Origin of the sequence: Vibrio sp. ED002 (genome assembly GCF_023277445.1) — a bacterium.
Lineage (GTDB): Bacteria > Pseudomonadota > Gammaproteobacteria > Enterobacterales > Vibrionaceae > Vibrio > Vibrio jasicida.
Genome location: NZ_CP080239.1, coordinates 624,243 through 637,626, shown reverse-complemented (window position 1 = coordinate 637,626; position 13,384 = coordinate 624,243). Strand labels below are relative to the sequence as shown.

The following is a 13,384-nucleotide window of genomic DNA, read 5'->3' as shown; positions in this document are numbered from 1 at the left end:
CAAAAAGAAGAGTCAAGACTAACACGACAATCGATGAAATGAACCTGTAATTCTCAGATATTAGACTGATAAAACATGATTTTCTTGAAACTTCGGATCATTTCAAATTACTAAACGATCTTTATCGATTATCATCTGCTAGTCTTCTACCTGAAAAATGAAGTTAGTCACTGAACTTAAACGTATTTTCCTGCATTTTACATGCATAGTTCGGATTTATAGAAACGTATGACATTGAATAAACAGCAACTGACACTTAACTGCGACATGGGCGAAAGCTTTGGATCGTGGAAAATGGGCGCCGATGAAACGGTTATGCCACATATTGATATGGCTAACATCGCGTGCGGATTCCACGCCTCCGACCCAAATGTCATGCATGATACGATTACCCTAGCCAACCAGCACGACGTAGAAATTGGAGCTCACCCTGGCTATCCCGACATTCAGGGCTTTGGCCGTCGTAGTTTGGCTATGAACAACGATGACATTACCAACATGGTGATTTATCAAGTTGGCGCGCTGCAGGCACTGTGCAAAGCGCAATACACCGACATTGGTTACATCAAACCTCATGGTGCGTTATACAACGATATGATGGCAAATGACGGTGTTTTCTTGGCCTTAGTCAAAGCGGCCGCATTGTTCAAAGTCCCTTTAATGATCCTTGCTTCACAAGAGAATGAAAAATACCTTGAGATTGCTGATGATTTCGATGTTCCTTTGCTCTTTGAAGCGTTTGCAGATCGACGTTATCAAGACGACGGTTTACTCACTCCTAGAACCCACCCTAACGCGGTATTAAACACAGAACACGCCATTCTTGAGCAAGTTAAAATGCTGGCAGAATCAGGCAGAGTAAAAACGGCTTCAGGCCAATACATTCTCTTAGAGGCCGATACCATTTGCGTACATGGAGACAATGAAGAATCGATCACGTTGATACAAAAAATACGTCAGAGTCTCTACACTGGAGGAAATTAATGAATCAAGGGCAGTTTTCTATCTCACCGATATCAGAGTGCAGTATTCTTATTCGCTTCGAAGAACCTATTACCGTTGAGCACATTGGCGAACTCGCACATCAGATTGTTGACAAGTTAAATATGATCGTCATGAACGTGGTCCCATCTTACCGCACCATCTTGATAGATTATTTGCCCTTTCGAATTCAAGAAGCGTCGATTTTAAATGAGCTTCAACATCTCATCTCTCGTTTCGACGTTCAGTCCATGGACAACAAACAGCCAAATTACATTTCTATCCCAGTCTACTATTCGGAAGAAACCGCTCTTGATCTTAAGCGGTTTGAACTCAAAGGGTTAACGCTGACAGAGCTTATCGAACAGCACACGCAAGTGGTTTATACTGTCTCTGCAATTGGGTTTGCCCCTGGCTTTGCATTCCTTTCTGACGTAGCAGAACGCATTCAAATACCAAGGCATCAAACCCCAAGAACGCACGTTCCTGCTGGAAGTGTCGCAATCGCTGACTCTAAAACAGCGGTGTATCCTTCTGATAGCCCTGGAGGTTGGAACGTCATCGGCAGAACCCCTATTTCCCTCTTTGTGGATACCCCTCCCTTTATCCCTTTCGAAGTAGGAGACAAGGTCACATTTGGTGCAATATCAAAACAAGAATTCCTCAACTTAGGAGGTATTCTATGAGTCGAATAGGATTATATGTAGAAAAACCAGGGGCGCTCTCTCTGATTCAAGATTTTGGACGCTTTGGCTTAGCTCATATCGGAATCACTCAAGGTGGGCCGGTGGATGATTACGCATACAGTTGGTCTAATCATCTACTCAATAACCCTGTCAATTGCTCAGTCATCGAAGTTACTCTCGGTAACGCGAGCTTTATAGCATTATCGGATTGTCACCTAGCAATTTGTGGTGGGGATTTAAATGCTTCTGTTGAAGGTTCACCTATCGCCAATTGGTCTGATTTCACATTAAAAAAAGGTCAAACACTTCGATTTGGTATGGCAAAAAATGGACTGCGCGCTTATCTAGCAGTCAAAGGTGGTTTTAGCGTCAGTACGCATCTTGGTAGCAGTTCAACGGTCGTTCGTGAGGGGCTCGGAGGTTTGCAAGGAAACGGTGAAGCGCTTCAAGTTGGTGATATCGTTGAATGTCACCCTCATTCACTGCCGAATACTAAACCTAAGCAGATGACGTTCCGATTCAAACCTGATTACAACCTACCGATTAAGCTAAGAGTGATCGAAGGCTATCAACACGAAGATTTCTCCCAACAATCTGTCAACGATTTCTATTCCAGTCGTTTTTCGATTTCAACGAATTCAAACCGTATGGGCTATAGATTGGAAGGCAAAACGATCATGCCGCCATATGACGGTATTTTATCTGAGGGCATTGCACTAGGCTCAATTCAAATCCCAAATGATGGTAATCCCATCGTGTTGCTGAATGATCACCAAACAATTGGGGGGTATCCAAAATTTGGCTGCGTTGCGAGAATTGATTTACCTCGCTTAGCACAAGCAAAGCCAGGTCAAGCAGTGAGTTTTGTTAAGGGAGATAGAAAAGGCTTGCAGGATGTTTGGTGTCAGTGGGCTCAGTTTTTCGGGTACTGAGCCCTAACTTCGTTAAACATTATCCATGAGGATATTTGCAGTAAAGTCAAATTTACATGCCGTAGCGCTCAGCTAATGCTTGTGGGTAACCACGTTGTTGAGTGAGCTTGATAGCAAACTGTTCGACTTCTTCTGCGGTCCACTTGACCGCATCAGGATGTTGACTCTCAACATGGCTACTTGGCTCGATATCAAACCAGTATTGCGCCATTTTTTGCGCTGCTAGTAAGGTCGATGAAGCTTTAACCACCTCAACACGTGCATAATGGTTATCTTCAAACGTAACATCAGCAGCACGAAGCACAGGATCAGTGCCCGGTATCTGCTGAGCACCAAATAAAGCTTTACCACCTTTTATCGCGGTATTGTAATCTGGAATAAATTGCGCCATATGCTGAATCGCATTGTCAGTGCGCTCTTCAAGAACCTCTTGCCGCCAACCGTTGCGTATCTTAGAAAGTAAGCGTGTTGGTAACACCGGTTGCGCAGACTCAGCACTACTCTCGACCAAACCATCATCAAACAATGTGATGCCTTTCGTCATACCATGCAATTGAAAGTAGCCGTTACCGTAAGGCGTCAGTTGCGCCATACCTTTGTCTGTTCCCCGAGGGCCATGGAAGATAACTTCTGGCCACTGCTGATGACACGCTTCCCAACGAGTCACATAAGCCGCTTTAAATTCAACAAGTCGATCTCGTTTTACGCCGATGGAATCATCAACTTCACCGGTTTCGAAGCCGCAAGCATTGATGAGATAGTCGCAATACAATTGCTTATCTATTCCGTCTTGTTGGAAGCATAACGACCATGTATCACCATTCCATGCCGCATCTTTCAGCTCAGCTTGAGTATATACCTGAACATTCGGAAGCTGTGCCAGCGTCATGTTGGCAACAGCAGCTAATCGGAAAACACTCCAACCATACTCTTGTACTGCGACCACTGGGTACTTCAACGTGTCTAGATCAGCATGTTGTGCAAATGGAATACACCACTCATCGATCGTTTTAGGGTTCTCTGGTTGAATACCGTCAGCTAAAGCTAATAACGCTTCTTTTGAATAGAGCTTGTAATACGCTTCTGGATCTCCCAAAACTTGATTTCGGGGGTCTTGCTTAACAAGAGACTGATAGGCGCTTTTGATGGTCTCTAAACGAGGGATGAGCGTAGTAGGGTCTCCACCATCGGAGTGAGGTACTGCAATGACGGTTGGTCGAATATTCAATGAGTGAGGATACAAACGAATTGTATCAATAGACTGCGTTAAAAGATCTAGGCACTGTTGCTCAGAAATTTCCCGATATAGGTTACCACCAGCATGTAAATGACAGATGGGTGGGCCATTAACGAGCGAAACACCCTTCTCGATCACTGATACCTGAAAACCTAGCTCTGCAAAATGGATAGCAGCGGTTGCCCCTGCAACGCCACCACCGATTACTGCGATATGTTTATCTTTACGATTTGGAAACTCAGACTTCATTGCTTCACTGAAATTTTTATAAGGAGAAATCTTTACTTAATGTTGATTCTACTCGCCTTTGAGCATGATTAAAATCACAAAAAGTTCATGGGTTTGCATTTGTTAACGGTATACGTCAAAAGTTACTTTTAAGAGCAAAAAATTTCGAAAAAAAATGCTTGACGAGGTTGTTGAGAAAGCGAATTTTTAGGGGCATGTGCATAATAATTTTGCTCCAACACCCATGGTGTAAAGCCTGCGGAAACACCCTACTTTTCGACCACTTCAGTTATCCAAAAAGTTATCCACTGTTTTTGTGGATAACTAAAATAAAACTGTCATAGAGCGCTTCCGCTGTGACTAACTCACGTTGCATTAAGTGTTTACAGGGGTTAACAATCTTTTCAATAAACTCATCACCACTAAGGCTAGAACAGCAAACGTACCCAGAGGCAAAGCTATCCACAATTCTGGGTGGATCTGTGGGTTCAGATCAAAGCCATATTTCATCACAGCAGCGACACAAAGCTCTGCAGCTATGACGGCTACACCACTCGCAACAACGGCCATGATCCCATACTCCGCCCACAACGTGGTGTTGATCCGTTTTTTACTTGTTCCTAAGGTACGATACAAGCGAATTTCTTGCTGTCGTTGAGAGAGGCTCAGCCTTAACAGCGTAAAGATCAGTAATAAACCAGCAACAACACCCAATAGAGCAAGAATAGTAATAGCAGAGACGATTTGTTGTACGAGTTCTTGTATCTTGTCTCCCATCGTACGAATATCAAGAACCGAAACCGTTGGATGAGCGCGAGACATTGAAGTTAGTAACGAATCATCATCTTCACTAATACGATAACTGATCAAATAGGAGCCAGGTAAGCTAGCCATGACATCCGAAGAAAAAATGAAGTAGAAATTGGGCTTCATATCTCGCCATTCTACATGTCGGATACTATCAACCGTTGCATCGAAATTCTGGCTGTTAATCACAAAGCGAAGTGTATCACCCAGCCCTATCCCTAAGTCCTCTGCAACTTTAGCTTCGACTGAGACGCTGTCCTTATTCGTCCACTCACCAGAAAGCACTTCGTTGTATTCAGGTAACACATCGCCCCATGTCAGGTTGAGTTCACGACGAATCGCATCAGACCCTTCGCCTTGATACTCGATTTCCTTAACGTTCTCGCCATTAATTTCGGTCAATCTACCACGAATAATTGGGAACGCTTGTGACCGTGTCACTTGGTTTTTATCTAACGTTTCCAGATAGCTATCTAACTCATAGTCCGCAATATTTAAAGCAAATACATTCGGGGCATCAGCTGGAAGAGTCCTCGCCCAGTCAGCCAGAATATCGCTACGCACCAACCAGATAATAGAAAGCAACATTAGAGATAAAGATAATGCACCAAACTGAAGTCCACTCGTAAGAGGCGTTCTGTTGATACGACTTAAAGCCAGTTTCATTGCAGGGCGTGTTGATAGACGTGCAAATAATTTGGTGAGTCCAACGCTCACCGCCGCCAACACAATAAATAATTTCGCAATACCAGCTAAGACTATCCACACCAACGTGTTATTGGCATAAATAACCAATAGAGGAACCACTGGGACCAAAACTAACAACATACGCTTCCATGAACGTTTTGCAGTCCCTTGCTGGAGCACTTCTAAGGCGGGAGTTTTGATAAGGCCAAGTAGTGGAATCCCAAGTGCAGGCACCGTGATCAATATGGCAGAGGCGACAGACACAAGTATTGGTGTGACGCCGTAACTAGGTAATGGATTTGGCAGCAAGTCTTTCAGTGGGATTCGCAATAGGTACTCTAACCCACTGCCAAGCAAGATGCCGACGACACTTGCACTCACCAACAGAATCGTAACCTGTATTAAAAGCCATTTTTCGATCCAGCGACGACTTGCCCCTAAGCTCTTTAACATCGCAATAGTTTGCGTACGGCTGTTCACGTAACTTTGACACGTTAATACTAATGTAGTTGCCGCCATTATGATGACAATAGCAACGGTAAGAGATAAGTATTGAGTCGTGCGGTCGAATACTTCATTACTGCGACTTGCGGTGTCTTGTGTTCGCCAACGGTCACTGGGTGAAAGCTGGGTGCTGTCTTGCAATTTAGTAAGAGTCGCGTCGTCACCTTTCAGAAACAATCGGTATTGTACTCGACTACCAACTTGTATTGCGCCCGTTTTGACCACGTCTGACGAACTTATGTAGGCGGAAGGCATTTGTTGGAAAGGATTAAAACTCAGCCCCGGTTCCATTAATACAGCGCCTGAAACCGTAAAATCAGCATCGCCTATCGTGACAATGTCACCTTTACTCACTTCTAGCTGGGCCATAATACGTTCATCAAGCCACAGTTGGTTCTGCGTTACATGACCTGACTCATTACTATCCAGTACTAGGTCACCCATAAGTGGGTAGTTTTCATCAACCGCCCTTACGGTAATCAACTGCATCCCATTCTCACTAAAAGCCATGGTCGCAAACCGCGTCATAGTTGAACGTTCTAGCGCTTGTGTGCTCGCTAGAAGCGGTTCTGGGATCGGATTGGCAGAGACAAAAACAGCGTCAGCAGTTAACGCATCCTTACCTTGTTTAATGATCACCTGCTCCATTCGCTCCGCCAGTGCCGATAATGCGAAAATGCTCGCGATCACCAATACCAATGCCACACTGATGGGCCATAAGTTACCTTGACGTATTTCACCTAAACTCCAGCGGATAAGACTCTTATTTGGTGATTGTTTAGGGTTAACGTGCCCTTGGTCGGAACCTTGTTCGCTTGAAGAAATTACGGACATGCCACCTCCTCTATCATTTCACCCGCTTCCATTCGATAAACACGGTCACAACGGCTTGCTAAATGACTGTCGTGGGTGACAAGAATCAAGGTCGTTCCATGTTGCTCGTTGAGGTCGAATAACAGCTCGATGACTTTCTCTGCGGTTTGATGGTCTAGGTTACCAGTTGGTTCGTCAGCAAATAACAACTCCGGCTGGGTCATAAACGCTCTTGCAAGTGCGACGCGTTGTTGCTCACCCCCTGATAGTTGGCTCGGTAAGTGGTCAAGTCGCTTTTCCAAACCAACAGCGGTTAACAATTCAGTCGCTCTTGCATCATTCTCAGCCTCACCACGTAGGAGACAAGGAAGAGTGACATTACGCAACGCGCTGAGACTTGGGATAAGAAGAAAGCTTTGAAATACGAACCCCAACGAATCTGCTCGGATTTTAGCGCGAGCTTCATCGTCCAATTTGGAAAGCTCATGCCCTAATAATGTAATTTCACCCGATGTTGGAGTATCTAGGCCAGCAAGCAGTGTCATCAGCGTCGATTTACCCGCTCCCGACGTACCCACGATGGCGATTTTTTCTCCCTTTCTAATGTCGACGTTTACATTTTTAAGGATTGTTAATTGTTCTTGATTAGTAGAAACTTGTTTAGAAACCAAATTCGCTTGAACAATAGGTGCTTTAAGTACAGGTGTTTGCATGATTCGTATACTTTCCTTAGTTCTCTTTCTTAGTCTTTCCGCGACCGCTATGGCGAGCGAAAAGCTTCTTGTATTGGGCGACAGTCTGAGCGCTGGCTATCAAATGCCGATCGAGGAGAGTTGGCCTAGCTTACTCCCAGACGCGTTATTAGAACATGGCCAAGATGTAAAAGTTGTTAACGGCAGTATCTCTGGTGACACCACGGGAAACGGCTTGGCCCGCTTACCCCAGTTATTGAAGCAACACTCTCCTGACGTTGTACTCATCGAGCTAGGCGCTAATGACGGACTTCGAGGCTTCCCACCTAAGCTTATTACGTCGAACCTATCGAAAATGATTACCATGATCAAAGATTCTGGTGCGAATGTGATCATGATGCAAATCCGTGTACCGCCTAATTATGGTAAACGCTACAGTGACATGTTCTACGATATCTACCCTAAGCTCGCAGAACATCAACAAGTTGAGTTGATGCCTTTCTTCCTAGAGCACGTAATCATCAAACCAGAATGGATGATGTCCGACGGCCTACACCCTAAACCAGAGGCTCAGCCTTTTATTGCCGACTTTGTCGCGGAAGAATTGGTTAAACATCTCTAATTTTACTGGTCTAGCTCAATAAGTTTTACCTAACTTTACGTTACTCTTATCTGAATCTTATTCACCAAGGTCACATAATAAAAATGCAAATAGAACCGTTAATTCAAGGTGTTGTAGCTCGTTCGTCGCATCCATATGGTTGCCGTGCTTCCATCAAAGAGCAAATTGATTTCGTAAAACAAGCGCCACAAATCAAAAAAGGCCCAAAGCGGGTTTTGATCATTGGTGCTTCCTCCGGCTTTGGATTGGCCGCTCGTATCGCCCTAACCTTTGGTGGCGCAGAAGCTGACACGATTGGCGTATCTTTTGAACGCGGCCCGTCAGACAAAGGGGTTGGTAGCGCAGGTTGGTACAACAATATCTTTTTTAAAGAAGAAGCAATACATCATGGCCGTACAGCCATCAACATCGTTGGTGATGCCTTTTCGGATACAGTCCGTAATCAAGTGATTGAAGCGATTGAAACCTACTTTGAAGGTGAAGTTGACTTAGTTATTTACAGCTTGGCTACGGGTGTTCGCCCTATGCCGAATTCAGAAGAGTTTTGGCGCAGTGTCATCAAACCTATCGGCGAGTCAGTCACTGGCGCTTCAATTATGCTAGAGAACGATCAATGGGTTGAATCGTCGCTTGAACCAGCAACCGAAGAAGAAGCGGCAGCGACCATCAAAGTCATGGGCGGTGATGACTGGGAAAGTTGGATTGATGCTTTAATCAACTCAGAATCGGTTGCTGACGGCTGTAAAACCATTGCTTTCTCTTACATGGGCCCAGAAGTAACTCACCCTATCTACCTTGACGGTACGTTGGGCCGAGCAAAGGTAGACTTACACCAAACCAGCCATTCGTTGAATTTGAAAATGGCTAACTTCGGCGGTAGCGCTTACGCGACGGTGTGTAAAGCTTTAGTCACCAAAGCGAGTGTATTCATACCGGCGTTGAGCCCTTATCTACTAGCGCTTTATCGCGTGATGAAAGAGAAAGGCACACACGAACGATGTATTGAGCAAATGCAACGTTTATTCACAACTAAGCTGTATGACCAAGAAAAAGTACCCGTCGATGGTGAACGCTTGATCCGTATTGATGATCTTGAGTTAGATCCACAAGTTCAACAAGAGGTCTCTGCCATCCTTGAACAAATGAACGCAGACAATTTTAAAGAGCTTGGCGATTATGAAGGCTTCAAAGATGAGTTCATGAAGCTGAACGGGTTTAACTTTGAAGGCGTGGATTACTCACAAGACATCTCTTTAAAAACATTAAAAGCACTCAAGCCGTAGCCAACAGCCTGTCTCATAGATGAGATAACGGTAAGTAATTCAAAGTCCTGATATGTTTTCAGGACTTTTTTTTGTTTCGAAATCTCCCCCCCCTATACTTAATCTTAACGAGTGGTTAAATAGCAGCCTCAACACAAGAATAAAAACAAACCTCCATTCACAGGAAGTGAACGTTCGGGAAGGATACCTTATGGGAACATTGCAAACTTTAGATTATAAGATCCCGGAGTCCATGCAGAAAAGTTGGCAAAACATCGTCAACCTTCTCGCACAAATTGCTAATGTTCCGACCACGCTCATCATGCGCATCCACCCTAACCATATCGAAGTCAACACCACCAGCGAGACACAAAATAACCCTTACAAAGTCGGTGATAAAGAAGGACTTGGACACGGCCTCTATTGCGAACATGTCATTGAACACAAAAGGGAGCTCATGGTACCCAACGCTTTGCTCGATGACGAATGGAAAAATAATCCTGATATTAAGCTTGGTATGATTTCTTACTGTGGCTTGCCCCTTTACTGGCCAAATGGGGAAACGTTTGGAACGATCTGCATGCTCGACTCCAAAGAAAATCAATACAACGCAACTTATCGGCAGCTTTTAAATACTTTCAAAGAGTCCATCGAAGCGCAGCTTGCGGTCGTTTTTCAACAACACAAGCTGATGAGACTAAACAGTGAACTTAAAAACCGAGTCGAAACTCGGACCACTGACCTAGCACAACTCAGCTATTCCTTAACCAAAGAAATCGACCGCCGTAAAGCCGCAGAAAAGCAAGTGAGTTACCAAAAAACACACGACCAAGGTACAGGCTTTTTAAACCGTTCCGCATTAGAGAAAGTCCTCGATAGCACGTTAGAAACATTGAATCATGAACACGAAGCGCTTGCCGTGATTAACGTAGGATTCAGCAACGCACGAAGCATACAGACAAAATTTGGCTTTGAAGGTTTTGATGAGGTACTCAAAGAATTTCGCTTTCGCTTGGGCCATAACGAAACCAGTTATTTTGTCACGGGTCGACCAAGCTCCAATGACCTTGTGATTGTCGTATCGGGAGAAGGTGTCGAAAACAAAGTCCAGAAACTGCTAGAAGATATCACACATGTAAGTGTTGGTAATTTCTACATCGAAGATACCGAGGTCCATTTACACTCTTACATTGGGGTTGTTCAAGCGCACAGAAACAGCCATTCCAAACAACTGCTACAAAACGCTTGCTACGCGATGCTGCTCTGTAAAGAGTCAGGTGAACCCTACAGTTACTTCTGCGAAAGCCATACACAAGAACTCAATAACCATAACCAACTAGAAAGCTACCTACTCCAAGCAGTTAGAAACGACGACTTAATGCTTTATTTTCAACCCAAAGTACTGCCCCATACTCACAAGTGGATCGGTGCAGAAGCCCTACTGCGATGGCGTCATCCAGTATTAGGCGATGTTTCGAATGAGGCTCTCATTCATATGGCAGAACAAAATGGTTTGATATTTGAAGTCGGTTCGTTTGTACTACGCACCGCCATCGATAAAGCTAAGCAATGGTCTGAGTTAGTGGATAACTTTAAGATTGCCGTTAACGTATCACCCATCCAATTGCAGAACGTCAACTTTGCGGAACAAATTGAACACCTTCTTGAAACCTTCCATCTGCCCGCTCACTTTCTAGAACTTGAAGTCACCGAAAGCGCTCTCATTGCTGATGAGGTTGTTGCTCGTAATACATTGAATAAACTCCACAACTTAGGCGTGACACTGTCACTTGATGATTTTGGAACAGGATACGCGTCGTTCAGTTACCTAAAGAAATACCCGTTTGATGCGATTAAAATCGATAAAAGCTTTGTTCAGCAAATGGATAAGTCCGATGATGACCGTGCCATTATTTGTTCTATCATACACATCGCTAAAAAGTTGGAGTTACAAGTCGTCATAGAAGGCATTGAGTCCGCCCAGCAAGAACAATTTTTAATTGGCGAGGGCTGCGACATTGGGCAAGGGTTTCTTTATGGCAAGCCTATGCCTTGTAACGAATTTGAGCAAAGTTTGTTTAATCAAAACCTCTTGGGTGGTCAATACACCTATTCTTCCTAAGCATTTGCTTTACTCTGCTTGCGGTGGTTTCTATAATCGCCGCCCGCTTCCAATAAAAAGGCCAATATCTTCATGGATCAGTTGACTGCCACGCTAAAAAAAATCGAAAAGCAGAACTACCGCGCTTACCAGCAAATCAAGGGTCAATACGACTTCGATGATTTCAATCTGTACATTGATCATGTACAAGGCGACCCATACGCTTCTGCTTCTCGCTTGCGTGCAACTCGTGCTTGGTCACTCACTGGCCTTGAATGGCTAAAAGATGAATCTCCAGCTTTCCAACGCGCAGCGCGTGATTTCATTGCACGCAGCTTTGAGCAATTTGCGAAACAAGAGAATACGGTAACTATCTCGCTAAGCGGCCAGACCGTGCTAGACAACACGGCAGTCCTTTTTACTGAAGAAGGTATTGAATTACGTTTCCGCGTGAATCTTCCTGCGGAAGGACGTCAAGTGCTTGGTAAAAAAGCCAATAACATTCTGACTTTCCATCTACCAAAATTCATCCGCCGTGCAACGCTGGAACGTGAGCTAGACAAAGAAGCCTTGTTAGAGCACTGCCAAGTGGTGGAAGATCAAGCGGCGCTGCGTGAACAGTTGGAAGTGAACAATCTCGTAGCTTTCGTTGCTAATGGAAGCATTCTTCCTCGTATAGCAGGTAACTGCGATCTACCAATGAAAGAAGCGGTCGAATTCAAAGCCCCTGAAGACCTTCAAGTTACACTCCACGCCCCTAACAAAGGCTACGTAACAGGCCTAGGTATTCCAAAAGGCATTACATTGATCGTTGGTGGTGGCTTCCATGGTAAATCAACGTTATTGAATGCAATTGAGCGTTCTATTTACGACCACATTCCAGGTGATGGCCGTGAGTACATTGTTACCGATGCAAACGCGATGAAGATTCGTGCAGAAGACGGCCGTTGTGTTCATCACTTGAATTTGTCGAACTACATCAACCACTTACCAATGAGCAAAGATACCGCCGACTTTTCTACTCAAGATGCATCTGGCTCAACCTCTCAAGCCGCTTGGTTGCAAGAGTCAATTGAAGCCGGTGCAAGCTCACTGCTTATTGATGAGGATACGTCAGCGACTAACTTTATGATCCGTGATGAGCGTATGCAGGCATTGGTTGCAAAAGGTGATGAGCCAATTACTCCCCTTGTGGATCGTATTGGCCAATTACGTAATGAGCTGCAGATATCAACCATTATTGTTATGGGGGGATCTGGTGATTACTTAGACGTTGCAGACACCGTCATTCAAATGCACGATTACCAAGCGGTTAACGTGACAGAAAAAGCCAAACAAGTGATAGCTCAGCACCCTACTCAGCGTCATAACGAATCTGAAGAGCCTCTGCAAACGTTCCGTCCGCGTGCACTTAATCGTGTCGCGTTAATGAACATTTTGATGGATGGCAAATTCCGCGTAAATGCAAAAGGCAAAGATTCACTTCGCTTCGGTAAAGAGTTCGCTGATTTAAGTGCTTTGGAGCAACTAGAATCCGCGGATGAAGTGAACACCATTGGCTGGCTGTGGTTCCAGTTAGCGCAACTTCCAGGTTGGTGTAACAACCCTGCGAAAGAGATTGATGACATGCTAGTTGGCGAATGGCACGCAAACTTACCTAAGCAAGGCGATCTAGCTAAGCCACGTACGCTTGACGTAATGGCAGCGTTAAACCGCATGCGTAAATCTCAGTTTAAGCCAACCAACTGATTCTATCGTTCAAGAACCTAAAGAAGAATTAAATAAGGCAGCGTTTCACCGCTGCCTTTTTATGTTCAACTGTTTTCTAGTTA

At 44.5% G+C, this 13,384-nt stretch carries 10 protein-coding genes; 7 read left to right on the top strand and 3 right to left on the bottom strand.

The window, feature by feature from the left end; all coding sequences use genetic code 11:
- Nucleotides 1–228 precede the first annotated feature (228 nt).
- The 3 genes from ITG12_RS19645 to ITG12_RS19635 are packed head-to-tail and all read left to right on the top strand — an operon-like array spanning nucleotide 229 to nucleotide 2,599.
- Nucleotides 229–984, top strand: coding sequence for a 5-oxoprolinase subunit PxpA (locus tag ITG12_RS19645; protein ID WP_039977825.1), 756 nt, complete (start codon nucleotides 229–231; stop codon nucleotides 982–984).
- Nucleotides 984–1,667, top strand: a complete 684-nt coding sequence (locus ITG12_RS19640; RefSeq protein WP_038877894.1) for a carboxyltransferase domain-containing protein — start codon at nucleotides 984–986, stop codon at nucleotides 1,665–1,667. The genes ITG12_RS19645 and ITG12_RS19640 overlap by 1 nt, the downstream gene beginning before the upstream one ends.
- Nucleotides 1,664–2,599, top strand: coding sequence for a biotin-dependent carboxyltransferase family protein (locus ITG12_RS19635; protein WP_038877896.1), 936 nt, complete (start codon nucleotides 1,664–1,666; stop codon nucleotides 2,597–2,599). The genes ITG12_RS19640 and ITG12_RS19635 overlap by 4 nt, the downstream gene beginning before the upstream one ends.
- Nucleotides 2,600–2,651: 52 nt before the next feature.
- Here the strand turns inward: ITG12_RS19635 and ITG12_RS19630 are convergent, their stop codons facing one another.
- From ITG12_RS19630 to ITG12_RS19620, 3 genes are all read right to left on the bottom strand, one after another.
- Nucleotides 2,652–4,085: an FAD-dependent oxidoreductase gene (locus ITG12_RS19630; RefSeq protein ID WP_248874792.1), complete on the bottom strand. Its 1,434-nt coding sequence runs from the start codon at nucleotides 4,083–4,085 to the stop codon at nucleotides 2,652–2,654.
- Between the two features lie 354 nt (nucleotides 4,086–4,439).
- Nucleotides 4,440–6,896, bottom strand: a complete 2,457-nt coding sequence (locus ITG12_RS19625) for an FtsX-like permease family protein (protein ID WP_038877900.1) — start codon at nucleotides 6,894–6,896, stop codon at nucleotides 4,440–4,442.
- Entirely contained in the window at nucleotides 6,887–7,588 is a 702-nt protein-coding gene (locus ITG12_RS19620; protein WP_038870743.1) for an ABC transporter ATP-binding protein, read from the bottom strand. Before ITG12_RS19620 ends, ITG12_RS19625 begins: the two co-directional genes overlap by 10 nt.
- Here ITG12_RS19620 and tesA point away from each other — a divergent pair.
- The 4 genes from tesA to ITG12_RS19600 all read left to right on the top strand — a co-directional run bounded on the left by tesA (nucleotide 7,587) and on the right by ITG12_RS19600 (nucleotide 13,301).
- Complete coding sequence (gene tesA / locus ITG12_RS19615; RefSeq protein ID WP_038877902.1) at nucleotides 7,587–8,189, top strand: multifunctional acyl-CoA thioesterase I/protease I/lysophospholipase L1; 603 nt, start codon at nucleotides 7,587–7,589, stop codon at nucleotides 8,187–8,189. The two genes, ITG12_RS19620 and tesA, sit on opposite strands and share 2 nt — an antisense overlap.
- An 83-nt stretch (nucleotides 8,190–8,272) precedes the next feature.
- Nucleotides 8,273–9,472 carry an enoyl-ACP reductase FabV gene (gene fabV, locus ITG12_RS19610; RefSeq protein WP_248874789.1) on the top strand — a complete coding sequence of 400 codons (1,200 nt, stop codon included), beginning with the start codon at nucleotides 8,273–8,275 and terminating at the stop codon, nucleotides 9,470–9,472.
- Between the two features lie 190 nt (nucleotides 9,473–9,662).
- Nucleotides 9,663–11,573: an EAL domain-containing protein gene (locus tag ITG12_RS19605; protein WP_171373999.1), complete on the top strand. Its 1,911-nt coding sequence runs from the start codon at nucleotides 9,663–9,665 to the stop codon at nucleotides 11,571–11,573.
- 72 nt (nucleotides 11,574–11,645) lie between these two features.
- On the top strand, nucleotides 11,646–13,301 hold the full coding sequence (locus ITG12_RS19600; RefSeq protein ID WP_061034690.1) for an ABC-ATPase domain-containing protein: 1,656 nt from the start codon (nucleotides 11,646–11,648) through the stop codon (nucleotides 13,299–13,301).
- Nucleotides 13,302–13,384 lie beyond the last annotated feature (83 nt).

Coding starts and splice junctions, on each gene's coding strand:
- ITG12_RS19630 (WP_248874792.1), bottom strand. CDS start 4,085: ATGAAGTCTGAGTTTCCAAATCGTAAAGATAAACATATCGCAGTAATC.
- ITG12_RS19635 (WP_038877896.1), top strand. CDS start 1,664: ATGAGTCGAATAGGATTATATGTAGAAAAACCAGGGGCGCTCTCTCTG.
- ITG12_RS19620 (WP_038870743.1), bottom strand. CDS start 7,588: ATGCAAACACCTGTACTTAAAGCACCTATTGTTCAAGCGAATTTGGTT.
- ITG12_RS19625 (WP_038877900.1), bottom strand. CDS start 6,896: ATGTCCGTAATTTCTTCAAGCGAACAAGGTTCCGACCAAGGGCACGTT.
- ITG12_RS19600 (WP_061034690.1), top strand. CDS start 11,646: ATGGATCAGTTGACTGCCACGCTAAAAAAAATCGAAAAGCAGAACTAC.
- tesA (WP_038877902.1), top strand. CDS start 7,587: ATGATTCGTATACTTTCCTTAGTTCTCTTTCTTAGTCTTTCCGCGACC.
- ITG12_RS19640 (WP_038877894.1), top strand. CDS start 984: ATGAATCAAGGGCAGTTTTCTATCTCACCGATATCAGAGTGCAGTATT.
- ITG12_RS19645 (WP_039977825.1), top strand. CDS start 229: ATGACATTGAATAAACAGCAACTGACACTTAACTGCGACATGGGCGAA.
- ITG12_RS19605 (WP_171373999.1), top strand. CDS start 9,663: ATGGGAACATTGCAAACTTTAGATTATAAGATCCCGGAGTCCATGCAG.
- fabV (WP_248874789.1), top strand. CDS start 8,273: ATGCAAATAGAACCGTTAATTCAAGGTGTTGTAGCTCGTTCGTCGCAT.